At 37.2% G+C, this 25,026-nt stretch carries 24 protein-coding genes; 3 read left to right on the forward strand and 21 right to left on the reverse strand.

Translation table 11 applies throughout. The features are described from left to right. Positions 1-25: 25 nt before the first annotated feature. Together HCB45_RS07745 and rpmG are read right to left on the reverse strand one after the other, a co-directional pair. Positions 26-565, reverse strand: coding sequence for a 5-formyltetrahydrofolate cyclo-ligase (locus HCB45_RS07745; RefSeq protein WP_185619481.1), 540 nt, complete (start codon positions 563-565; stop codon positions 26-28). A gap of 55 nt (positions 566-620) precedes the next feature. After that, on the reverse strand, positions 621-770 hold the full coding sequence (gene rpmG, locus HCB45_RS07750) for a 50S ribosomal protein L33 (protein WP_003719608.1): 150 nt from the start codon (positions 768-770) through the stop codon (positions 621-623). Positions 771-967: 197 nt separating this feature from the next. On the opposite strand from rpmG, the gene HCB45_RS07755 reads away from it, so the two are divergent. From HCB45_RS07755 to rsgA, 3 genes are all read left to right on the forward strand, one after another. Next, complete coding sequence (locus tag HCB45_RS07755) at positions 968-1,324, forward strand: hypothetical protein (protein WP_185318672.1); 357 nt, start codon at positions 968-970, stop codon at positions 1,322-1,324. A 27-nt stretch (positions 1,325-1,351) separates the two neighbouring features. Then, the gene (locus tag HCB45_RS07760; RefSeq protein WP_185318671.1) at positions 1,352-1,831 is read left to right on the forward strand and encodes an endolytic transglycosylase MltG; all 480 of its coding nucleotides are present in this window, start codon (positions 1,352-1,354) and stop codon (positions 1,829-1,831) included. 161 nt (positions 1,832-1,992) lie between these two features. After that, positions 1,993-3,033 (forward strand): ribosome small subunit-dependent GTPase A, encoded by a 1,041-nt coding sequence (gene rsgA, locus HCB45_RS07765; RefSeq protein ID WP_185318670.1) that lies wholly within the window; start codon positions 1,993-1,995, stop codon positions 3,031-3,033. A gap of 41 nt (positions 3,034-3,074) precedes the next feature. On the opposite strand, the gene pnp is transcribed toward rsgA, so the two are convergent. The 19 genes from pnp to pyrH all read right to left on the reverse strand — a co-directional run bounded on the left by pnp (position 3,075) and on the right by pyrH (position 25,003). Further along, complete coding sequence (gene pnp, locus HCB45_RS07770; protein WP_185318669.1) at positions 3,075-5,246, reverse strand: polyribonucleotide nucleotidyltransferase; 2,172 nt, start codon at positions 5,244-5,246, stop codon at positions 3,075-3,077. A 247-nt stretch (positions 5,247-5,493) separates the two neighbouring features. Beyond that, positions 5,494-5,763: a 30S ribosomal protein S15 gene (rpsO, locus tag HCB45_RS07775; protein WP_003719603.1), complete on the reverse strand. Its 270-nt coding sequence runs from the start codon at positions 5,761-5,763 to the stop codon at positions 5,494-5,496. 136 nt (positions 5,764-5,899) lie between these two features. Beyond that, positions 5,900-6,844 carry a bifunctional riboflavin kinase/FAD synthetase gene (locus HCB45_RS07780; RefSeq protein ID WP_185619483.1) on the reverse strand — a complete coding sequence of 315 codons (945 nt, stop codon included), beginning with the start codon at positions 6,842-6,844 and terminating at the stop codon, positions 5,900-5,902. Between the two features lie 70 nt (positions 6,845-6,914). Beyond that, a complete protein-coding gene (gene truB / locus HCB45_RS07785; protein ID WP_185619485.1) occupies positions 6,915-7,829 on the reverse strand; it encodes a tRNA pseudouridine(55) synthase TruB in 915 nt (304 codons plus the stop codon). A 95-nt stretch (positions 7,830-7,924) separates the two neighbouring features. Then, entirely contained in the window at positions 7,925-8,269 is a 345-nt protein-coding gene (gene rbfA, locus HCB45_RS07790) for a 30S ribosome-binding factor RbfA (protein WP_003719600.1), read from the reverse strand. A gap of 15 nt (positions 8,270-8,284) precedes the next feature. Continuing rightward, complete coding sequence (locus HCB45_RS07795; protein ID WP_185318666.1) at positions 8,285-8,563, reverse strand: DUF503 domain-containing protein; 279 nt, start codon at positions 8,561-8,563, stop codon at positions 8,285-8,287. Further along, on the reverse strand, positions 8,560-10,899 hold the full coding sequence (gene infB / locus HCB45_RS07800; protein ID WP_185619487.1) for a translation initiation factor IF-2: 2,340 nt from the start codon (positions 10,897-10,899) through the stop codon (positions 8,560-8,562). The genes HCB45_RS07795 and infB overlap by 4 nt, the downstream gene beginning before the upstream one ends. 22 nt (positions 10,900-10,921) lie before the next feature. Continuing rightward, positions 10,922-11,221: a YlxQ family RNA-binding protein gene (locus HCB45_RS07805; protein ID WP_003729918.1), complete on the reverse strand. Its 300-nt coding sequence runs from the start codon at positions 11,219-11,221 to the stop codon at positions 10,922-10,924. Continuing rightward, positions 11,214-11,498 (reverse strand): RNase P modulator RnpM, encoded by a 285-nt coding sequence (gene rnpM / locus HCB45_RS07810; protein WP_185619489.1) that lies wholly within the window; start codon positions 11,496-11,498, stop codon positions 11,214-11,216. The genes HCB45_RS07805 and rnpM overlap by 8 nt, the downstream gene beginning before the upstream one ends. A 14-nt stretch (positions 11,499-11,512) precedes the next feature. Further along, entirely contained in the window at positions 11,513-12,631 is a 1,119-nt protein-coding gene (gene nusA / locus HCB45_RS07815; RefSeq protein WP_185318663.1) for a transcription termination factor NusA, read from the reverse strand. 29 nt (positions 12,632-12,660) lie between these two features. Then, positions 12,661-13,128, reverse strand: coding sequence for a ribosome maturation factor RimP (rimP, locus tag HCB45_RS07820; RefSeq protein ID WP_185318662.1), 468 nt, complete (start codon positions 13,126-13,128; stop codon positions 12,661-12,663). A gap of 181 nt (positions 13,129-13,309) precedes the next feature. Next, positions 13,310-17,644, reverse strand: coding sequence for a PolC-type DNA polymerase III (locus tag HCB45_RS07825; protein ID WP_185318661.1), 4,335 nt, complete (start codon positions 17,642-17,644; stop codon positions 13,310-13,312). Between the two features lie 105 nt (positions 17,645-17,749). Further along, on the reverse strand, positions 17,750-19,456 hold the full coding sequence (locus tag HCB45_RS07830) for a proline--tRNA ligase (RefSeq protein ID WP_185619491.1): 1,707 nt from the start codon (positions 19,454-19,456) through the stop codon (positions 17,750-17,752). Positions 19,457-19,495: 39 nt separating this feature from the next. Then, entirely contained in the window at positions 19,496-20,758 is a 1,263-nt protein-coding gene (gene rseP, locus HCB45_RS07835) for an RIP metalloprotease RseP (protein ID WP_185607734.1), read from the reverse strand. Positions 20,759-20,771: 13 nt separating this feature from the next. Further along, entirely contained in the window at positions 20,772-21,914 is a 1,143-nt protein-coding gene (locus HCB45_RS07840; RefSeq protein ID WP_185318658.1) for a 1-deoxy-D-xylulose-5-phosphate reductoisomerase, read from the reverse strand. Positions 21,915-21,928: 14 nt separating this feature from the next. Beyond that, entirely contained in the window at positions 21,929-22,717 is a 789-nt protein-coding gene (locus tag HCB45_RS07845) for a phosphatidate cytidylyltransferase (RefSeq protein WP_185318657.1), read from the reverse strand. 13 nt (positions 22,718-22,730) lie between these two features. Further along, positions 22,731-23,489 carry an undecaprenyl pyrophosphate synthase gene (uppS, locus tag HCB45_RS07850; protein WP_185318656.1) on the reverse strand — a complete coding sequence of 253 codons (759 nt, stop codon included), beginning with the start codon at positions 23,487-23,489 and terminating at the stop codon, positions 22,731-22,733. A 228-nt stretch (positions 23,490-23,717) separates the two neighbouring features. Then, positions 23,718-24,275, reverse strand: coding sequence for a ribosome recycling factor (frr, locus tag HCB45_RS07855; RefSeq protein ID WP_185318655.1), 558 nt, complete (start codon positions 24,273-24,275; stop codon positions 23,718-23,720). Then, a complete protein-coding gene (pyrH, locus tag HCB45_RS07860) occupies positions 24,275-25,003 on the reverse strand; it encodes a UMP kinase (protein WP_185318654.1) in 729 nt (242 codons plus the stop codon). Before pyrH ends, frr begins: the two co-directional genes overlap by 1 nt. Between the last annotated feature and the right edge of the window lie 23 nt (positions 25,004-25,026).

Here is a 25,026-nt window from a genome sequence, read left to right on the forward strand (position 1 = left end):
CTATTTTCTATAGAATTATTTTTCTTTATCCTTCAATCAGAATAGAAACTGGTTTATCATGGGGTTCTGGAGTGAATTCTATTTGTTGCTCATAAAAACACAAAGAGACTGTTTCTCCTTTAAAATCAGTTAAAAATCTATCATAGAATCCGCCGCCAAAACCTATTCGATAATGTGCTTTGTTAAAAACAACCCCTGGAACTAGTAACAACTCTATTGCTTCTTTTTCGACTGTTTCTGCTAATTCATTAGGCTCTAAAATACCAAATTTTGTTTTAATAAGCGGATGATTAGAATCCATTTTTTTAAATTCCATTTTTCTACTAGGATAAATTGTTTTTGGAATTAAAACGGTTTTTCCTTCTTTTTTAGCCTGGAGAATAATCGTTTCAGTTTCAATTTCAGGATGTCTTGCTAGTGTAATTCCGATTGTCTTTGCTTTGTTCCACTCTGGTAACAGAAATAATTTTTCTGCAAGTTTAATCGAGCGTTCCTGGTGCTCAAATTTATCAATACTATTTAAGTTTCGCAAAACTTTTTCTCGAATAAGGTGTTTGTCTTCCATCTTGACTTCCCCCTTTTTTATAATAAAAAAAGCAACAGAATGGAGATCCTGCTGCTTACTTAGTTTCGCGGTGTAAAGTTACACGGCGCAATCTTGGACAATATTTTTTTAATTCAATACGTTCCGGATTTTCACGCTTATTTTTAGTAGTGATATAATTACGATCACCGCATTCAGTGCATTCTAAAGTAATATTAACGCGCATTATTTTTCCCTCCAACTCTGACTGACGAATTTATTTACTAAACCTGTATAATAATATCATTTTTACACAGTTGTTGCAAGGACTCTATGCATTTTCTTTTTAATTTCTTTACAAAACCTTATTTCGGATGGTGTTTTATGTTAAATTATGCTATAACTAGTAGTAGAGTTTATGGAAGAGAGGTGTTTATAAAACCCATGACCACAGTCATAATTATCTTATTAATTGCTGCTATTGCGCTGTTTGTCATTTCATTTTTACAAAAAGGTGATAATAAGCAATTAGAAAAAGAACTAGAAGATGTTGCTGCTCAGTGGATGCAAGAAAACTTTGAATTAAAACAACGTGTCTCTGAATTAGAAAAAGCAATGAAAATGGATGCCCCTATCGTTGAGGTGGAGCAAGTTCCTGAAAGTCCTAAAGTTCGCGAATTAATGAAAAAACAAGTGATTACCCTTTATACTTCTGGAATAGTAACATCAGAAATTGCAGAACAATCATCCCTACCAAAAGAAGAAGTAGAAAAAATCATTGAAGAATATTTAAAACATTGATTTAAATTTTAAAGGAGGAGCCTATCTGTGAAGAAAAACTTACGGATGTTGGCATTAGGTTTCTTAATTTCTGCCGTTGTCTTACTGGTTTATAATCAGTTTTTTTCAACTCAGACCAAAGCAGAAGAAACTAAAGTCACATCAACAAAAACTGGTTCTGATGAAAACTCAAAAACATGGAAAAGCAAATATGAAAAATTATTAGCTCAACAAGAATTGGATAAGCAAGCAGAAGCAGATGCCAAGAAAAAAGCGGAAGAAGCTGCTAAAAAGAAAGCAGAAGAAGCTAAAAAAGTAAAAAGTTATAAATTAACGATTTCTAAAGGAGATCCTTCTTCTAAAGCTGGAGATGAACTTCAAGCAAATGGTATTATTAAAAGCGCTTCAGAGTTTGATAAATACTTAAGAGATAACAATTATGAAAAATACATTCGTGACGGTAGTTATACGCTCAAAAGTGACATGAATTATGAAACAATCGCAAAAATATTGACACATAAAAATTAGTTAAAAAAGGAAATAAGTCTAGAACTTATTTCCTTTTTTATGTTATTATTTAAGAAAGAAAGGATGATGAGATATGGAAAATGTAACAATGAAAAACCTCATAAATAATACGGGGGTATTTTACAAATAGAATGCTCCCTTTTTACAAAGGAGCGAAACAATTGATACTTGAAAAATATGGTTTTACAAGTTTTTTTGAAGAACAAAAAATTGCTACTACTTCTTCATATGGAAGAGTTACAGCAATATTCAGAGATTTTTATCGTGTTATAACAGAAAATGGGGAATTTTTAGCCACTCTTAAACGAGGGAATTTTTATGAATTGTCCTCTTCTAACCTGCCTGCTGTCGGTGATTTTGTGGAAGTAAGCAGTCAGAAACAAATTTTGTCTGTATTACAGAGGAAAACAATTTTTTCTCGAATGAATAAAGAATCAGAGGAACAATTAATTGCCGCAAACTTTGATTATGCGCTTATTGTAATGAGTTTAAACCATGATTTTAATTTAAATAGGCTAGAACGTTATTTAACGGTTGCTTGGGATAGTGGTGCTACACCAATTATCATTCTAACAAAAGCAGATTTAGTTGATGACCTCACTCCCTTCACACAAGAGCTCGAAACAGTCGCTTATGGCGTTCCCACTTATTATGTAGATAATTTATCACACCGCGGTTTTGAAGCTTTAGAGACTGATTTAAAGCCGAATAGTACCCTTGTTTTACTTGGATCATCGGGGGTTGGTAAATCTTCCTTTATTAATAGTCTTGCAGGAGCGGATTTGATGAAAACTTCAGGGATTCGCGAGGATGATAGTAAAGGAAAACATACAACGACTCACCGAGAAATGCATTTGCTTGCTAATGGTTGGATTATTATTGATACTCCTGGCATGCGTGAATTTGGGATTGGATTGAACCAAACAGGTCTAGAAACTACTTTTTCTGATGTAGAAGAACTAGGTGAAGGTTGCCGTTTTCATGATTGTTCCCATACAAATGAGCCAGGTTGCGCGGTTCAAGAAGCATTAGCAGATGGAACGCTTTCAGTACAACACTATGAAAATTGGCTGAAATTACAACGTGAAATGGCTTATCATGCTCGAAAAAACAGCCCCGCTTTAGCCAGGCAAGAACGAGATCGCCGGAAAACGATTCAAAAATCACTTCGAACACATTTAAAAACACGACCTAAAAGATAACACAAAAAAGCAAGTAGTTTTTAACTACTTGCTTTTTTGTATTATTTAGATTCTGGTTTTTTTGTTTTAGGATAGAATTTTTTCTCTGCTTGTGGTTTTTTGTCGCCTTCTGGTTGTTCTTTTTTCTCTAGCAATGCTTTACGTGATAAGTTAACGCGGCCTTGGTGGTCTACTTCAATAACTTTAACCGTTACTTCATCACCAAGCTTTAAGATGTCTTCCACTTTACCAACACGTTCATGTGCTAATTCAGAAATATGAACTAAACCATCTGTCCCTTTGAATAATTCAACAAATGCGCCAAATTTTTCAATACGACGAACTTTACCAGTGTAAACTTCTCCAACTTCTACTTCACGAACGATGTCTTCGATGATAGCAATTGCTTTACGGTTCATTGCTTGATCTTGTGAAGCGATGTAAACTGTACCATCTTGTTCGATATCAATTTTTACGCCTGTTTCTTCAATGATTGCATTGATTTGTTTTCCACCAGGTCCAATAACATCTTTAATTTTTTCTGGTTTAATATTAAGCGTAATAATTTTTGGAGCATACGCAGAAAGTTCTTCACGGGGTTCGCTAATTGTACTTGTTAAGTGTTCTAGAATATGCAAGCGCCCTTCTTTTGCTTGTGTTAATGCTTCGTCTAAAATTTGACGACTTAAGCCATCAATTTTGATATCCATTTGAAGTGCTGTAATACCATCTTTCGTTCCAGCAACTTTAAAGTCCATATCACCAAAGTGATCTTCCATACCTTGAATATCAGAAAGAATCGTATAGTCATCACCAAGTTTTACAAGACCCATTGCGATACCAGCAACTGGCGCTTTAATTGGAACACCAGCATCAAGCATTGCAAGTGTAGAACCACAAATACTTGCTTGAGAACTAGAACCGTTTGATTCAAGAACTTCTGATACTAGACGGATTGTGTACGGGAATTCCTCTTCGGAAGGAATAACATATTGTAATGCGCGTTCACCTAGCGCACCATGACCGATTTCACGACGCCCCGGCGCACGACGAGGGCCAGTTTCCCCAACACTAAATTGCGGGAAATTATAATGGTGCATGAATCGTTTATATTCTTCTGTGCCTAAACCGTCAATGATTTGGTGTTCACGAAGCGGCGCTAATGTACATACGCTTAGAGCTTGTGTTTGGCCACGAGTGAATAAACCTGAACCATGGACACGTGGAAGCATGCCAACTTCAGAAGAAAGTGGACGGATTTCATTTACTTTACGGCCATCTGGACGGATTTTATCTTGAGAAATCAAACGACGCATTTCGTCTTTTTCAATCATTTCAAGAATATGAGCTACTTCACCAAGAATTTCTGCTTCATTTTCTAATTCTTTTGCTTTATAGCTTTCTAAAATTTCTTCTTTTACTTCTTCAATTGCAGCTTCACGCGCTTTTTTCTCTTCTGTTTTGATAGCTGCTTTCATTTTGCCTTCACTTGCTGCTTTTACTTCGGCTTCAAGTTCAGGATCGCTTACGAAAAGTTCGATTTCGCGTTTTTCTTTACCAACAGCGGCGATAATTTGTTGTTGGAATTCACAAAGACGTTTAATTTCTTCATGACCAAACATAATTGCTTCAAGCATTGCTTCTTCTGAAACTTCTCTTGCTCCAGCTTCCACCATGTTGATTGCATCATATGTTCCAGCAACGGTTAAGCTAATATCACTTTTTTCTGCTTGTTCGATAGTTGGGTTGATAACGTATTTTCCATCGATACGACCCACATCCACACCAGCGATTGGCCCTTCAAATGGAATATCGGAAATAACTAATGCAACAGAAGAGCCAAGCATTGCTGCCATTTCTGGAGAACAATCTTGATCTACACTGAAAACAGTAGATGTAATTTGAACTTCATTACGGAAACCTTCTGCAAATAATGGACGAATTGGACGGTCAATTAGACGCGCTGTTAATGTTGCACGGTCACTTGGACGTCCTTCACGTTTTAAGAATCCACCGGGAACCTTACCAACGGAATACATTTTTTCTTCATAGTTAACTGTTAATGGGAAAAAGTCGCCAGGACGTGGCTTTTTCGAACCAACTGCAGCTGTTAAAACGACCGTATCGCCGTAACGAATTAAGGCTGCTCCACTTGCTTGTTTTGCTAATTGACCTACTTCGACAGATAATGTCTTACCCGCCCATTCTGTTGAAAATACTTGTTTTTCAGACATATTTTAATCTCCTTTGATTAGGAAAAACACGAACCAGAAACTTTACCATGCATAAGAATGTTCACGCACACTTTAGATTTTCTAAAGCACACATGAATCCAAAAACCTGCTAAAAATAGCGATTTTTGAAGCACGTTTTTGGATTCATGCGATAAAGTTTCATTTCTTCGGCGTGTTTTCCAAAATTTAGTATAGTTAATACTCAAAAAAAAGCGGGAACTTTTGGTATCCCGCTTTCGTCTGGTTTTTATCGACGTAAACCTAAACGTTTGATAAGTTCGCGGTAACGTTGAACATCTTTTTTACGTAGGTAAGTTAATAGGTTACGACGGTGACCTACCATTTTCATTAATCCACGGTAAGAGTGATGGTCTTTTTTGTGTACGCGAACGTGTTCATTTAAGCTATTGATTTCAGCAGTTAATACAGCGATTTGTACTTCTGGTGAACCAGTATCTGTATCATGGACACGGTACTCTGCAATAATTTCATTTTTGCGTTCTTGAGTTAAAGCCATTTCTTTCCACCTCCTTCTAAAATATCCCCAATTACTGAGCCAAGCGTCGGTGAGTCGCAAAAGCCAAGTAATGGTTCTTTTCGTACAGATTTAAAGATACACTATTTAGCCTCCAAAAGCAAGCAGAAATAGTCTTTTAATCCTCTAAATTAGCAAAAAATGCTCTTGTATCTTGTTCGTCTTTTTCTAGCTGAGCAATTAGACCTTCTACTCCGTTGAATTTAAGCTCTGGACGGAAAAATTGATACCATTCAATTTCTGCTTCTTCGCCGTATATTTCACGGTGGAAATCTAAAATATAAACCTCAATAGATAACGCTTGGTCATCTTTAAAAGTAATGTTATAACCAATGCTCGCCATACCTAAGTGAGTTTCTCCGTTCACACGGAATTTCACTGCATAAACACCAAGCTTTGGAATCAAGTAATCTTCTTTTACACGGATATTCGCTGTTGGAAAACCAATTGTTCTACCGCGTTTGTCCCCGTGGATTACAGTTCCTTTCGTTGTATAAGGATAGCCTAGTAATTGATTCGCTTCTTCTAGTTCCCCTTCTGAGATGGCACGTCTAATGTTTGTCGAACTTATTTTATCACTTGCAGCAGTTTGTTTATCGATAATAGTAACTTCAAAGCGACCATTAGCATATTTAGCCAAATCGGTCATTTTACCCTCACCTTTTTTACCATAAGAATAGTCGAACCCTGCTACCACATGTTCTACATGCAAAGCGACTAAATAATTATTTACAAAAGATTGCGGAGATAGTTCGGAAAATTGTGTTGTAAAGCGAACTACATACATAATATCTACGCCAAGTTCAGCCATTTTTTCTGCTTTATCTTCAAGCGGTGTGAGATATTTTACTTGTTTGCGGATATTGCTTAAAACTACAGATGGATGCGGATCAAAAGTTAACACTGCGGTTTGAAGTCCTTTTTGTCCAGCAATCTTTTTTGCTTGTTTAATGACTGCTTGATGTCCCAAATGAACGCCATCGAAAAAGCCAAGCGCCATTACTTTTTTTACGTCAGTCGACTCATCTATTGTAATCGGATGATGTAAGTATATCGTCTTCATTTTTTGCCACTTCTCCTCTAAATTTGAATTCCTTTAATATCATAATATAAGCAAGTTGCGGTCGCAATAACTATGCTTGATGTAACTCAATGACTTTTTCTGGTTTAAAGAGATCTTTTTTCTCTGGATGCGGTTTGTATATTGCTGTTAATTTATCTTTAAAAATAAGTGCGACACGAGGTTCATTTTCGACTGTTTGGAATAAAGATTTTGGTAATAATCCGCCGTTTAAAACTTTCGCGTGTATTTCTTCATTTATTTCTAATTTTGCCATTGATTCAATGCCTTTTTCAAGCGGATATAAAAAATCAGTATCATTTGCTTGCATCTTTTCATCAATTTCCGCCAAGGTTAGACAATCTTCTTTTTTGAAAAAGCCGCTACGGATCCGTTCTAGTTTGGACATATGGGCAGGATAACCTAGTAATTCGCCAATCATGACTGCAAGCGTGCGGATATAGGTTCCTTTTCCGCATGCAATTTCTAATTGAAACGTTGGATTAGTTTGATTTAGCGGACTGACGCCATCTAAACGGATTAATGAATAAATATCCACTTGTCTGGATGGTCTTTCTACCTCTATTCCAGCTCTTGCATATTCATACAACTTCTTGCCGTTAACCTTTACGGCTGAATACATTGGTGGAATTTGTGTGATATTGCCGGTTAGCTTTGTAAGGGTCGCTTGAAGTTCTTCTGCTGAAATTTCGGCTAAGTCTTTCGTTGCAATAGTTTCGCCAGTGGAATCTTCTGTTGTAGTCGATTTGCCTAGTGTTATTTCTGCTACATAGACTTTGCCTTCATCAGTTACATATTCAGCCAATTTTGTCGCACGTCCAATACAAATTGGTAGCACGCCTTCTACTTCTGGATCAAGTGTACCTGTATGACCAACTTTTTTTGTATGTAAAATTTTTCTTAATTTAAAAACGCAATCATGACTTGTCATCCCGCGTTCTTTCCATAGTGGGATAATTCCGTTCATCAAGCTCCTCCTTCTAAGAAAAAAAGTTTAAGGCAATTCCCACTTACATCCCGTTTGACTGAGAAGATAAAGGGACTGCCTTAAACTTTTATTTATTATTGATCGTTATTTAAGTCGCGAAGTAATTCATCGATTCGATTTCCGTAAGCGATGGAATTATCTATTTCAAAAGACATTTCTGGAACTTTACGAAGTCGAATACGGCGACCGATTTCAGAGCGGATAAAGCCATGCGCTTTCGCAAGTGCGAGTAACGTATTCTCTTTTTCCTTATCGGTACCAAGAATGGAAATGAACACCTTAGCTTCTTGTAAATCACCAGTAACATCTACTCCTGTTACAGTAACAAAGCCTAAGCGAGGATCTTTGATTTTACGATTTAAAATATCGCCCAATTCTTTTTTCATTTGCTCACTGACACGATTTGCTCGTACGTTCAAGTGTATTCACCTCTTTTATAACTTCTCCATAACTGTCTCAGCTCGCTCCCACTCAGGAAAAGAATCAAGAAAAGCAAGTACTTCTCTGGCTTCTTTTTCCGCTTGGATATGCGAGGAGGATACAACAGCAAAGCTAATTTCAGCTCGCTGCCATAAATCCTGATAATCTGTTTCAGCAATGGAGATATTGAATTTTTGTTTTGTTCTCGTTAAAATTCGTTGCAGTATAGCGCGTTTTTCTTTAAGGTTTTGTGGTTCCTGCATGAAAAATTCACTAATAACTGATTGAATCATTTTCTTTCAATTTCTTCCATAACGTATGCTTCAATTACATCATCTTCTTTAATATCGTTAAAGTTTTGAACTGTAATACCACATTCGTAACCTTTTGCTACTTCTTTCGCATCATCTTTAAAGCGTTTAAGTGTTGCAATTTCGCCTTCAAAAACAACGATTCCGTCACGGATAATACGAACGCCACTATCACGAGTTATTTTACCATCTGTTACGTAACAGCCGGCAATTGTACCCACTTTAGAAACATTGATTGTTTGACGAACTTGGGCTTGACCAATAATTTTTTCTTGGAATTCTGGGTCAAGCATCCCTTTCATTGCTGCTTCAATTTCATCAATTGCTTTATAGATAACACGGTGTAGACGAATATCTACGCTTTCGTTTTCTGCTGCTTCACGAGCTTGCGCTGTTGGACGAACATTAAATCCAATAATAATTGCATTAGAAGCTGCAGCTAAAGTAATATCTGATTCATTAATCGCACCAACGGCAGTATGAATAATTTTAACGTTAACGCCTTCTACGTCAATTTTGCGAAGTGACGCAGCAAGAGCCTCTACAGAACCTTGAACGTCTGCTTTAATAATAACGTTAACTTCTTTCATTTCGCCAGCTTTCATATGTTCAAATAAGTTATCTAAACTTACACGATTTGTTGCGGAGCGTTGTGCTACTAACGCACGACTTGCACGGGTTTCACCGATGTTTCTTGCTGTTTTTTCATCTTCAAAAACAACAAAGCGATCGCCAGCTTGTGGCACATCATTTAATCCAGTGATTTCAACTGGTGTGCTAGGTCCAACTTTTTTCACGCGGCGGCCTAGGTCATTAACCATGGCACGAACACGACCAAAAGTATTCCCTACAACGATTGGATCCCCGATATTAAGCGTTCCATCTTGTACTAGTAAAGTCGCAACTGGGCCACGACCTTTATCAAGTTCTGCTTCAATAACGGAACCGATGGCACGACGGTCTGGATTTGCTTTTAATTCTTCTACTTCAGAAACAAGTAAAATCATATCTAACAAGTTTTCAAGACCTTCACCAAATTTAGCTGAGATTGGTGCGAAAATAGTATCGCCGCCCCAAGCTTCTGGAACTAATTCATACTCAGTTAATTCTTGCATTACACGGTCTGGGTTTGCTTGTGGTTTATCAATTTTATTAACAGCAACAATAATCGGCATTCCCGCAGCTTTCGCGTGGTTAATCGCTTCAATTGTTTGTGGCATAACACCATCATCAGCTGCAACAACTAAAATAGTAATATCCGTGATTTGCGCACCACGAGCACGCATTGCTGTAAACGCAGCATGTCCTGGAGTATCTAAGAAAGTAATTTTTTTATCGTGAATTTCCAGTTGGTAAGCACCAATATGTTGTGTAATACCACCTGCTTCTCCTAAAGTAACTTTTGTATTACGAAGGGAATCTAGTAATGTTGTTTTACCATGGTCAACGTGTCCCATGATGGTAACAACTGGTGGGCGTTCAACAAGTTTTGACTCATCAACTGCTTCATTTAGTTCATTTTCAAAGTAGACATCTAAGTCTGTTACATCGACTTTGATTTCTTCTTCTACTTGCACGCCGTAATCATCACAAATTAATTCGATTGCATCTTTATCTAATGATTGGTTAATTGTTGCAACAACACCAAGCATAAATAGTTTTTTGATTAGTTCAGATGGTTCTCTGTATAATTTTTTCGCTAATTCCGCTACTGTTAAAGATTCACTGAAAACGATTTTTTCAGGAAGCTCTTTTGGTTTTGGCGGAGTTGGCGGTACTGTACTGTGGTTTAGTTTACCTTTTTTCTTCGTGTTACGGCCTTTATTGTTGAAATTACCGCCACGATTCGGACGATTGTTACCGCCTGGACGGTTTGAATTGCCGCCTGGACGATTATTATTATTGTTACGTTTCTGTCCACCAGCTTGTTGTTGGTTACCACTTGATTGTGTTTGGTTACTTGTATTTGCTGGTTTATTTGTCGCTGGTTTAGTACCTTGGCTTTTGTTCGCAGTTGCTGGTTTATTAGCTTGTCCTGCTGGTTTATTTGGTTTATTCGACTTTTCATTACTATTTGTCATATTTGGTTTGTTTGGCCCCTTACTATTTCCATTTTCGTTGCTAGTAGCTTCTTTCTTTGGTGCTTCGGCTTTTTTATTTGCGCCATCAATAGCATTATCTAATTGTCTTAATGCATTTTCATTAATAGTGGACATATGATTAGCCACTTCAATACCTAAGCCTTTTAATGCTTCAATGACTTTTTTACTTGATACTTGATGTTCTTTTGCGTATTCATATACACGAACTTTACTCATGTCGTACACCTCCGTATAAGATTCAACCGAGTAATTCTGCTAATTTAATAGCAAATCCTTTATCAAGTATTGCAACTATTGCACGTGTGTCTTTGCCGATTGCACCCCCTATCATTTCCCGGGTACCGGCTTTTTTCACGACAACATTGTAGTATTCACACTTGTTGCGGATTGTTTTCTCGGTTTTTTCTGATATATCTTCTGAAATGAGAACCATTTTTGCTTTCCCATTTCTAACTGCTTTTAGTACTAATTCTTCACCAGTAGTAATTTTACGTGCTCTGTTAGCGAGGCCTAATAAGGAAAGTGCTTTTTTATCCATTCGTAGGTTCCTCGAGAGACTTCATATAAGCAATCAGCTCATCATAAAAAGACTCTTGTTCTGGCATTTTTAGTTGATGAAAAATAGCGTTTTTCTTTTTCGCTTTTTCACACGCTTCTACACTTTTAACAATGTAGAAACCGCGTCCAGGTGCTTTGCCTGTAGGATCTATCGTAAGCGCTCCGTCTTTCGAATACGCAATACGAAGAAGTTCGCCTTTTGGCAAGCGTTCGCCGGTAATAATACATTTTCGAAGGGGGATTTTTTTATTACGCATGATAATTCTCCTTTTTACTCTTCATCTTCAGCAAAAGTTTCGCTTTCTGCTTCTTCTAAAGCAGGCGATTCTACACCATTACGTGGGTAGATACCTAGTTCAGTTGCAACTGTTTCACTTTTAATATCAATCTTCCAACCAGTTAATTTTGCTGCTAAACGGGCATTTTGACCGCGTTTACCAATAGCAAGAGATAACTGATAGTCTGGTACGATGACAGTCGTCGCTTGGTCTGCTTCGTTGACAATAACATCTAACACTTTGGATGGGCTAAGTGCATTAGCTACGAATGTGAAAGGATCTTCTGACCATTCTACAATATCGATTTTTTCGCCTTTAAGTTCATTGACGATTGTTTGAACACGCGCGCCTTTTGGCCCAACACATGCGCCAACTGGATCTACTTCTTCGTTTGCTGTGTAAACAGAGATTTTAGAACGATCCCCAGCTTCACGTGCAACGGATTTGATTTCTACAATACCATCATAGATTTCTGGTACTTCCATCTCAAAAAGACGTTTAAGTAGTCCAGGGTGTGTTCGAGATACAAAGATTTGCGGTCCTTTTGTAGTCTTTTCTACTTTTGTTAAATACACTTTAATGCGGTCATGTGCATGATAAGTTTCGTTTGGCATTTGTTCGTTTTGAGATAAAATGGCTTCGATTTTACCAAGGTTTACATAGATAAAACGAGAATCTTGACGTTCAACGATACCAGTCATAATATCATCTTCGCGGTCGATGAACTCATCGTAAATGATGCCGCGTTCCGCTTCACGAACACGTTGGGTTACAACTTGTTTCGCTGTTTGAGCTGCAATACGCCCAAAATCTTTTGGCGTTACTTCGAGCTCTACTACATCACCAGGTTTGTATACTGGATTTAGTTTATGCGCTTCTTCCATGGAGATTTCAAGACGAGAATCAAATACTTGTTCTACCGCTTCTTTTCTAGCTAAAACACGGATAGAACCATTTTCCATATTTAAATCTACGCGTACGTTTTGTGCATCTTTGAAGTTTCGTTTATAGGCAGAAGTAAGAGCAGCTTCAATTGCTTCTACTAAAACCTCTCTTGAAATACCTTTATCATGTTCTAACACATGAAGAGCATCTAATAATTCTGTGCTCATTTTTTATTCAGCTCCTTATTCTTTGCTTTTTAAAATTGAATTGCAAGTCTTGCTTTAGCTACTTTGTCTTTAGGAATTTCACAAGTGATTTTGCGTGTTTTATCCGTGATAGTAATAACGAGTGTTGCCCCATCATAACTAACAAGTGTTCCTTCCCACATTTTACGACCATCAATTGGTTCATATGAAGTAACGTGAACATATTTACTTACCGCATTTTCAAAATCTTGCTCTTTCTTCAGTGGACGTTCAGCCCCAGGAGAAGACACTTCTAAAAAGTAGTTTTGTGTAATGGGATCAGATTCATCCATTTTTTCGCTAACTTTTTCGCTTACAGCGGCGCATTCATCAATATCTACGCCACCATCTTTGTCAATAAAAATTCGTAAAAACCAATTTGGGCCTTCTTTTTCAAAGACAATATCTACAAGTTCTAGTTGAAGTTCGTCCGTGATTGGCGCAACAATTGCTTCTACTTGTTCTAGTACTTTACTCATTTCAGCCTCCTTAAGAGATACGCTTTTCCAGCTAATTCGTCCCCTATTTCTGCCACGGGTGACTCTTTGACAGATTTGCAAAACGAAAGCGTGGGCATTGGCCCACGCTTGGCTGAGTTATCGTAGTATTTCTTAAATAAGTTTATCACAAATTGTGACTACAAGCAAGTTTTGCTATATTTTAGAATAACGATAACTGATTTTGATCAGGCAACCCTTCCAAGCATCCTTGATCATCCATATACTGAATAATCGTTTTTGATACTTTGCCGCGCTGTTGTAAGTCTTCTTTGGATAAAAATTCTCCATTTTCGCGTGCAGCAACTATTTGTTTAGCTACGTTAGTACCAAGACTTGGAATTGCATTAAATGGGGGAATAAGAGAGTCTCCGTCAATAATGAACTCATCCGCAGACGATTTATACAAATCGACTTTTTGGAAATGGAAACCGCGAGCTAGCATTTCGTTCGCAATTTCTAAAACCGTTAGTAAATTTTTCTCTTTCGTTGATGCTTCCATTCCTTTATCATTTACTTCTTTCATAGTAGCTTTTACTGCTTCTTTTCCGTTTACCATCGATGTTAAATCAAAGTCATCCGCACGAACAGTGAAATAAGTCGCGTAAAAGAACAATGGATGATGTACTTTGAAATAAGCAATCCGAACTGCCATTAAAACGTAAGCAGCAGCATGGGCTTTCGGGAACATATACTTGATTTTTTTACAAGATTCAATGTACCAAAGCGGCACTTTATTTGCTACCATTGCTTCTTCCATTTCCTCGGTTAAACCTTTCCCTTTACGGACAGATTCCATAATTTTAAAGGCTAACGAACTTTCTAATCCTTGGTAAATTAAAAATACCATAATATCATCACGACAACCAATTACGTCTGGTAGTTCGCATGTTTTATTTTTAATTAATTCCTCCGCATTTCCAAGCCAAACATCGGTACCATGAGAAAGACCAGAGATTTGTACTAATTCAGAAAATGTCGTTGGTTTTGTTTGTTCTAACATTTGTCGTACAAAACGAGTCCCAAATTCGGGAATTCCAAGCGTCCCAGTTTTTGAATCGATATCTGTTGGTTTAACACCAAGCGATTCCGTAGAACCAAACAACTTCATCACATCTGGATCATCTGTTGGAATGGTTTTCGGATCAATTCCGCTTAAATCCTGTAACATCCGAATAGCGGTCGGATCATCGTGCCCAAGTATATCGAGTTTAAGCACGTTATCGTGAATCGAGTGGAAATCAAAATGGGTTGTTTTCCATTCCGAGTCCGTTGCATCTGCTGGGAACTGAACAGGAGTAAAATCATAAACATCCATATAATCAGGAATAACGATAATACCACCTGGGTGCTGCCCAGTAGTTCGTTTAACACCAGTACATCCAGCAACAAGGCGATCCACCTCAGCCCCGCGGATGGTCATATTCATATCACGTTCGTAATTCCGAACATACCCAAATGCAGTTTTTTCAGCAACTGTACCAATAGTACCTGCACGGAAAACGTAATCTTCCCCAAAAATTTCTTTTGTGTAGGCATGCGCTACAGGTTGGTAATCTCCCGAGAAGTTTAAATCTATATCGGGTACTTTATCTCCTTTAAATCCTAAGAATGTTTCGAAAGGAATATCTTGACCTTCTTTTTGATAAGGAGTTCCGCAGTGTGGGCAATCTTTATCAGGTAAATCAAAACCAGAACCAACCGATCCATCATCAAAGAACTCAGAGTCCTTACAATTCGGGCAAAGGTAATGTGGCGGAAGTGGGTTTACCTCCGTAATTTCTGTCATTGTAGCGACAAAAGAAGAACCAACTGATCCCCGGGAACCTACTAAATAACCATCTACGAGTGATTTTTTAACGAGTTTATGGGAAATAAGGTAAATAACCGCAAAACCATGACCAATAATACTTTTCAGCTCTTTTTCTAATCTTGCTTCTACAATTTCTGGTAACTTTTCCCCATATAATTGGTGGGCCATACCGTAACTCATATTACGAACTTCATCTTCAGCACCATCAATTTTTGGTGTGTATAGTTCATCTTTAATCGGTTTTAAATCATCCATCCAGTCTACTACTAAATTGGAATTTGTTATAACGATTTCTTTTGCTTTTTCTTCCCCAAGAAAGGCAAATTCTTTCAACATTTCATCTGTGGAGCGGAAATGAACATCTGGTAGTTCCGCACGATTAAGCGGATTAGCTCCACCCTGAGAATGAATCAAAATTTTACGGTATATTTTATCAACCGGATCTTTATAATGCACATTCCCGGTCGCAACGACAGGCTTCCCAGTTTTTTCACCAACACGGACAATGTTTTTCAATATTTCTTCTAACGCTTTTTCATCACGAACAAGCTCACGTTCTATTAGCGGAGCATATACTGGTTTCGGCTGAACCTCAATAAAGTCGTAAAATTCGGCTACTTTTTCAGCAGCTTGCATTCCTTTTTGCATCATCGCTTCAAATAATTCACCTTGACTACATGCTGTACCGATAATTAATCCTTCCCTCATTTTTTTCAACTGAGAGCGAGGAATTCGCGGTACGCGGTAGAAGTAGTTAATATTCGACATAGTGATTAATTTAAAAAGGTTTTTCAGTCCTACGTCCGTTTGTGCATAAATAGTTGCATGGAAAGGTCTAGCACGTTTGTACGCATCTCCTTCTCCCATATAGTCATTTAAGGAATCATGAAAATCAATATCATGCATTTCTTTTGCATCTTTAATTAATTTCCAGGCTAAATATGCGGTTGCTTCAGCATCAAATACAGCTCGGTGATGTTGCTCAAGAATAATATTAAATTTTTTCGTTAACGTATTTAAGCGATGATTCTTAAAGTGTGGGTACAGAAAACGAGCTAACTCCAGTGTATCGACAACTGCATTCTTTGCTTTTTCAATACCAACTTTTTCATAGGCGGTATTAATAAATCCCATATCAAAAGAAGCATTGTGGGCAACAAGGATGTCATCGCCGCTCCATTCCTTGAATTGTTTTAATACAACATCAATTGGATCAGATCCTTTGACCATATCATCTGTTATACCAGTTAGATTAATTGTCGTTGCAGAGAGTGGATGACCAGGATCAATGAATGCTTCAAATTTATCAATGATTTCGCCGTTTTTCATTTTTACGCCTGCAAGTTCGATAATAGTGTCATAAACAGCTGATAAGCCTGTAGTTTCAACATCAAATACACAATAAGTGGCATCTTGTAAAGCAATATGTTGATCGTTATAAGCAATAGGTACACCGTCATCAATAAGATTTGCTTCAATACCAAAGATAACTTTTAAGCCATATTTTTGACCTGCTCCGTATGCTTCTGGGAAGGATTGTGCAACCGAATGATCCGTGATAGCAATTGCTTTATGGCCCCAATCAGCTGCTTGTTTGAACAGTGAATCCACGGACGAAGTAGCATCCATTTGACTCATTGGTGAATGAAGATGAAGTTCTGCACGTTTTTCTTCCGCAGTATCAAGCCGTTTCACTCCTGCAATTTCGTTGATATCTTGAGCCATCATTATTAAATCGCGCACAAAAGTATCATTTTGGACACTACCTCTTACTTTCACCCACATTCCTTTTTTCAAATTTTGGAACATTGCTGCATCTTCATTATCACGCGAAAACATTTTTATAATCATCGAGCTAGTATAATCGGTAATTTTAAATTGCAATAAACTGCGTCCACTTCGGAGTTCGCGAATTTCTGTAGCAAAGATGAGACCTTGAACAGTAATACGACGTTCTTCATCATAGACATCACCAAGACGTTTGATTTCCTCGTCATCCTTGATTTTATACCCAATCTGGAATGGTCCAGTAAGGGGCGCCGCATTTCCACTGCCATTCTGTCCTTCTGCCTGACGTTTTTGCATTACTTGAACCGCTTCGGCAGCTTTTTTCTGATCTTCTTCTTGTTTTGCTTGTGCAAAAGCTTTATATTCATCGGTTTCTGATTGATCCAATATATGCATTTTCATTGCTAGTCGTGGAAAACCGGCTTTTCCGTAGTTTTCGAGAATCTTTGCTTGGAATCGTTGTTGAATCGTCGTTTCTTCCATATCATTATGAACAGCTACTTCAATAAAATGTGGCTCTTTAAATGTAGGTTTTTGCTCCAATAAAAGCTTTCCAATCATTGGCGATTGCTTTTCAATTGGCTCTACAATTAAGTTCCAATAATCTTGAATAAGCGTTTCGTTGATAGTCTGATTTTCTGGAACTATTTGCATTTCTGTTTCTGCAATTTGGCTAAATGTACGTTTCATTCCAATATCCATCATATGAAAGAGTGCGGCTGGGAAAATTTGTGGTACGTGCAAATGAAATTGCCATGTTTTATTTTTCTTATCAGCAACAAGTTTTTCGATTGTAGCATCTTTCGTAAATTCTTGGTAGGCTGTTACATCTTGTAAACCAATTTGTGTCATTAACAGCTGAAATCGTTCTTGTTTTTCTTCCTCTTTTGCAGTCATTCCGAATAACACCCCTTTATCCAAATTTATAAAAGCCAGATGTCCCTCATGACCCGTTTTTAAAAGGAACGAGTGGAGTTTCATCTGGCACAACTTTATCCGTAATTATTTATCTCCAAAAAGAATTGGTAGCGTATTTAGTAGCTCATCTTGACGAACTTCGATCATTTCGCCCGTTTTTCTAATTTTCACTTCCACAATACCTTCTGCTGCTTTTTTACCAACAGTAATACGAATAGGTAGACCGATTAAATCAGCATCCGCAAACTTAACGCCAGCGCGTTCAGCACGGTCATCTATTAATACGCTAAATCCAGCATCTTGTAGTGATTTATATAACGATTCTGCAAATGCAACTTGCTCTTCACTCTTCATATTAACAGGAATTAAGTGTAAATCAAATGGGCTAATTTGCTTATCCCATACAAGACCATTTTCATCATTCGATTGTTCCGCAATGGCAGATAAAATTCGAGATAAACCAATACCATAGCACCCCATAATAATTGGTTGTGCACGACCGTTTTCATCTAATATAGTTGCATTCATAGCTTCACTATATTTAGTACCAAGTTTGAAAATATGACCAACTTCAATACCTTCTGCAAACTTGATAACCCCTTGACCATCAGGAGACAAATCGCCTGCTTGAATCATACGCAAGTCAAAATAACTAGTAACTTCAAAATCACGATTTGGATTAACATTAATATAATGATACCCATCTTCATTTGCTCCAGCTACAGCATTAACAATATCTTTTACTGCATTATCAGCAAAGACGCGAATTTTTTCAGGAACACCAATCGGCCCTAAGGAGCCAAAATTAGCACCTAGTAATTCCACTGCAACATTTGGATCTACTAACTCGACATTTGTTGCATCTAAAGCATTTTTAATTTTAATATCATTTATTTCATGGTCACCACGAACTAAGACCATAATCACTTCATCATCTACTTGATAAAGCATTGATTTCATTGTTTTCTCAATAGGAACTTCTAAAAATCCAACAATATCAGCAATAGTTTTTTGATTTTCTGTTGCTACTTTTTCAAGTTCTTTCTCAAGTTCATGCGATTTTTTCTCCATATATAAAACTGGTGCCATCTCTGTATTTGCAGCATAATCAGAAGCATCGCTATAAGCAATGGTATCTTCCCCAATATCAGATAATGCCATAAATTCTTTGGATTCATTTCCGCCAATTGAACCAGAATCTGCAATAACAGAACGGAATTCAAGGCCGCAACGACTAAAGATATTAGAATAAGCTTGGTGCATTAGCTCAAATGTTTCATCTAAGCTTTCACTTGTCGCATGAAATGAATACGCATCTTTCATAATAAATTCTCGTCCGCGTAATAGACCAAAGCGAGGACGTTTTTCATCACGGAATTTTGTTTGGATTTGATATAACGTAATTGGTAAACGTTTATAAGATTTAATTTCATCTCGTAAAAGTGACGTAATCAATTCTTCATGGGTTGGTCCAAGCACAAAATCACGAGCGGCACGATCTTTTAGACGCATTAGTTCTGGACCATAATCAGCCCACCGACCAGATTCATGCCATAGTTCCGCAGGTTGAAGCGCAGACATAAGCATTTCTGCAGCGCCAATTGCTTCTAATTCTTCGCGGACAATTGCTTCAATTTTTCTTAATGTTAATGTTGCAAGTGGTAAATAACTGTAAATCCCACTCGCCACTTGTCTAATAAAACCAGCGCGAAGAAGTAATTGGTGACTCTTTACTTCCGCATCAGCTGGAACTTCTTTTAATGTTGGTATAAATGTCATCGTTTGACGCATTTAAAACACCCCTTTTTCCCTTTATTAGTCTTTCTCTTTTTAGAAAAATGCTCGTTGTATATCGTTCCATGTCACAAGTATCATGAGAACCATCAAAAGTGCAAATCCAGCAAAATGGATAATACCTTCTTTTTTAGGATCGATTGGTTTCCCGCGGACGAGTTCATATAAGAAGAACATCAAACGTCCTCCATCAAGTGCTGGAAGCGGTAATAAGTTAACAATTCCTAGGTTAATACTTAAAACAGCAGTCCAGTTTAATACTGTCATAAAGCCATATTGCACGACTTGTTGTGTACTCGTATAAATACCAACTGGGCCATTCAGCATGTCTAGTGAAAATCCACCAGTAAACATGTTACCAAGAATCGTAAATATTTGAACAATCCAACTCCATGTTTGTGTAAAGCCATTAGTTATTTTAGCAGTAAATGAAGTGTCCATCGGTGTTTCTACTCCGATTTTCCCAACATCTTTACCATTTTCTTTTTGCGTCGCCGGTTTCACATCAATATCTTGTGTTTTTCCATCGCGATCAATTTTGAAATCGAGTGTTTTCCCAGGATTTTCAGAAACACTTTGAACAATATCTGTCCAAGACTTTGTTTCTTTACCATTAATAGAAAGAACCTCGTCTCCTTTTTTAAGACCAGCTTCTGCAGCGGCCCCATCCGGCATAACATTACCAAGTGTATTATCGGTACTCGGAACCCCGCCCTGAATAAAAGCAAGTGCAGTAAAAATTAAGATGGCTAAAATAAAGTTAAACAATGGGCCTGCAAAAATAGTCATTGCTCTGTTTCCTAAAGATTTCGCATTAAAAGAACGGTCATATGGCGTAATCATTGTTTCGATTTTACCATCAATAACAAGTGCATTTCGTTCTACTTGATACCGAACTTTCTTCGTGTCATCATAGTCTTCATAACCTTCGATAAAAAGTTCCTTCTCTAAATCACAGAGAGAAACTTCAATTGGTTGTGCATTGACATATTGGTCCTTACCATTAACAATAATTTTGCTAACAGTTTCTTCCGGAGTTAACTCAAGCCCAACTCGGTAACCAGGTTTCAGCTCAATTTCTTCCCCGTCTTCTCCAGCCATTCTAACATATCCACCAATAGGTAATAAGCGAATGGTATACTGTGTTTCTTTTTTTCGGTAAGCAAAAATTTTCGGTCCGAAGCCAATCGAAAAATCTTTGACCATAATGCCAGCTCGTTTTGCAAACAAGAAGTGACCTAGCTCATGGAAAAATACAATCAGTCCGAAAACGAAAATAAAAGCAATAATAGTTGTCAAAATAGCTTCACCTCTATAAAAGTGTCTTTACATACGCACGTGTTTCTTGATCAACTTGTAAAATAGTATCCAAGTCAGGATTAGAAATACTTGTATGACGATTCATTGCATTTTCAACAAGTGCTTCGATATTATAAAAAGCGACTTGTCCATTTAAAAAGCCAGCGACAGCAATTTCATTTGCCGCATTCAAAACTGTCGGCATTGTTCCACCTATTTTACCAGCATTATACGCGAGTTTCAATGCCGGAAACCTTTCATAATTCACTTCTTCAAAATGAAGCGCTGAAAAATCAGTAATCCGGAATTCTTTTTCGTATGGAATAGAAAGCCTATTAGGATATGTTAATGCGTATTGAATAGGCATCCTCATATCCGGTGTGCCAAGTTGCGCAATAAAACTTCCATCTACAAATTGAACCATAGAATGAACAATACTTTCACGCTGAATAACTACTTCAATATCATCATAATCCACATCAAAGAGCCAGTGCGCTTCCATTACTTCTAACCCTTTATTAAACATCGTAGCTGAATCAATTGTTAATTTATTTCCCATGTTCCAATTAGGATGTTTTAAAGCTTCTTTTACGCTAACTTCCCTAAGTTGTTCCCGTGTTTTATCTCGGAAACTTCCGCCACTCGCAGTTAGAATAATTTTCTTAATTTTTTCTCGATTTTCACCGTTTAATGCTTGTAAAATAGCAGAATGTTCACTATCCACAGGTAATAAGGAGATATTTTTTTCTTTAGCAGCCTCTATAACTAAATGTCCAGCTGTAACAAGTGTCTCTTTGTTGGCTATAGCAATCGCCTTACCAGCTTCAATAGCATCTAGAGTCGGTAATAACCCTACACTGCCCATAACAGCATTTAATAGAACGTCCCCATCTAAGTATGTTGCTACTTCTCTAAGTCCGTCTAAACCATTAAAAAACTTCACATCAGGAAATTCAGCCTCTAGTGTCACACGGTCTCTCGTATGCCAAACAGCTACCATTTTTGGTTTAAATTCTTGAATAATTGCCCGTCCTCGTTCAATATTACGTCCAAAACTAAAAGCAACAAGTCGAAATTCTTCTGGATTTTCTCGAATAATTGTGAGTGTTTGCGTCCCAATAGAGCCAGTTGCACCAAGTAAAATAATATTTTTCATTATCCCATCTCCAATTAAATAATTTGAAGTATATGTAGCAGAGGTAATACGAATAACAAACTATCAAATCTGTCTAAAATACCACCATGTCCAGGTAGGATTTTTCCAGAATCTTTCACGCCGTAAAATCGTTTCAACGCTGACTCTACTAAATCTCCCAGTTGACCAAAAATAGATAAAAACACTAGAAGCGCTAAAACAAGGATTATGTTACCTGGTAAATCAGCAAAATAATAAAAACCTCCAGCAATAACAAGTGCACAAACTATCCCACCGATAAAACCTTCTATCGTTTTATTAGGACTAACATTTGGCGCTAATTTATGCTTACCAATTGCTTTCCCAATAAAATAAGCCCCCGTATCGGTTGACCACACAATAAATAATGCAAAAAGTACATACATTAATCCAGCTTCCCGAGTTAGCGCTAAGTAATGGAACCCAAATCCAGTATAAAAAGCAGCAACCATACAGATTCCGACTTGATCAAAATGGAATTTATTGCGAGAAAATACCGTATTAGCAAGTAAAAGAGCCATTAAAATAAAAATAACTTCCATTTCAGTAATATGCAGTTTATCTAAAAAATCCAAGTATCTATCTGGGACCACAACTAACCACATTAATAGTAATGTAATTATTCCATTCATTGAAAAAATACGTTGCTTTGTCATGACAAGTACTTCATATAAAGCAATAGTTGCAAGTAAAATACTTAATAATTCAAATGGCATCCCCCCGTAAACAACAAATGGAATGAAAAATATAAGCGCAACAACAGCAGTAATAATTCTCGTTTTCAATCTTTTTTCCTCCCTAGAGCCCTCCAAAACGACGCGACCGATTTTGATATTCAATAATCGCCTGCAAAAAATCTTCCTTTGAGAAATCAGGCCAATGTGTTTCTGTAAAATAAAATTCACTATAAGCTAGCTGCCATAACATAAAATTACTTAATCTCAGTTCTCCGCTAGTACGAATTAATAAATCAGGATCCCCAAGACCATGACTCATTAAATGATTATTTAATAATTCTTCTGTTAAATCTTCAGCTGATTTACCTTCTAATACGAGTTCTCTCATTGCTTCTTTTGCAGCGGAAATAATTTCAGAACGTCCACCGTAATTTAGTGCAAAGTTTAGGGTAAGCCCAGTACAATGAGCTGTATCAGCAATTGCTTTTTCTACTGCACGCATTGTGTGTTCTGGCAAATTTTCTCTATACCCCATCACATTAACACGAACGTTTTCTTCTATCAACTCTGGAACAAAAGAGTCAAAAAATTCTACAGGTAGCTTCATTAAAAAATCCACTTCATCTGTAGGTCGTTTCCAGTTTTCAGTTGAAAAAGCATAGAGTGTAAGCACATCAATGCCTATCGCATTTGCATACCTTGTAACTCGTTTAACAACATCCATACCTTCTTTATGCCCTGCAATCCTCGGTAAGAAACGTTTTTTGGCCCATCTCCCGTTTCCGTCCATTATAATGGCGACGTGACGAGGGATTGGCAAATCTTCTGCAAGTTCACTATTTAAAATATTTTCATCTTGTCGAAATAGCTTTTTAAACATCATAAATCCTCCAATTGATACACTTCTTAGAGCATGTCTATACCTATAATAACAAAAAAGAATCAATTAATGTACTAAAAATTCCATGTGAAAAGATGAGATTTTCATGAGAGAGATGGAATTGCCCATTAAAAAACATTCCTAACCCAACACATACGGAAAGAATTAGGAATGTCACTTCAACTTAAAAGCTATTAACCCTATTTGTTACTATTTGAAAAGTACCAATTAAACTTCTAAGATTTCCGCTTCTTTGTCTTTCGTGATGTTATCAATGTTTTTGATGCTTTCATCAGTTAATTTTTGAACATCTTCACCGTAAGAGCGTAAATCATCTTCTGTGATATCACCATTTTTTTCTAATTTTTTCAGTTCTTCATTTGCTTCACGGCGAATGTTACGAACCGCAACTTTGGCTTCTTCTGCTTCTTTTTTCACTTCTTTAACTAACTCTTTACGACGCTCTTCAGTTAATTGTGGAATTGATAAACGTAGAACAGAACCATCATTATTAGGTGTTAATCCTAAATCTGATTTTAATATTGCTTTTTCTATTTCACCTAAAATAGTTTTATCATAAGGTGTGATAAGCAACATTCTAGCTTCTGGGACGCTGATAGACGCCATTTGATTTACAGGTGTTGCTGCTCCGTAGTAATCAACTGTTAAACGATCAAGTAAAGATGCGTTTGCTCGACCTGCACGGATAGTACCTAATTGTCTTGTTAAAGCTTGTTCTGCTTTTTCCATTTTTTCTTTAGATTTAGTTAATACTTCTTTACTCATTATTTTTTCCCCCTGACAGTAGTCCCGATTTTTTCGCCTAAAATAACTCGCTTGATATTATTACCTTGTTCAGTAAACGAGAAGACGATTAATGGAATATCATTGTCCATACTTAAAGATGACGCTGTTGTATCCATTACTTCCAAACCATCTTTAATAACATCGAGATAAGATAATTCTTCATATTTTTTCGCATTTTCATCTACTTTTGGATCGGCATTGTAAACGCCATCGACATTGTTTTTCGCCATTAAAATGACATCCGCTTCAATTTCAGCTGCTCTAAGTGCCGCTGCAGTATCAGTGGAAAAGTACGGATTACCAGTTCCTCCTGCAAAAATAACTACACGCCCTTTTTCAAGATGACGAATCGCTTTACGACGGATATACGGCTCAGCAATTTGACGCATATCAATGGATGTCTGTACACGTGTTGCAACGCCAATATTTTCAAGAGAATCTTGCAAAGATAAGGAATTCATAATAGTTGCAAGCATGCCCATTTGGTCTGCTGCCGCACGGTCCATCCCCATTTCACTTCCAAGCTTCCCGCGCCAGATATTTCCGCCACCAACAACGATTGCTACCTCTACTCCTAATTCTACTACTTCTTTGATTTGAGCAGAAATTAAATTGACCACGCTCGGATTAATTCCAAAGCCATCATTTCCCGCAAGTGCTTCACCGCTTAATTTTAATACAACTCGTTTATAATCTGGGGTATCCATAATAGCCTCCAATTTCATATTCT

It is taken from the genome of Listeria farberi, assembly GCF_014229245.1.
Classification (GTDB): Bacteria; Bacillota; Bacilli; order Lactobacillales; family Listeriaceae; genus Listeria; species Listeria farberi.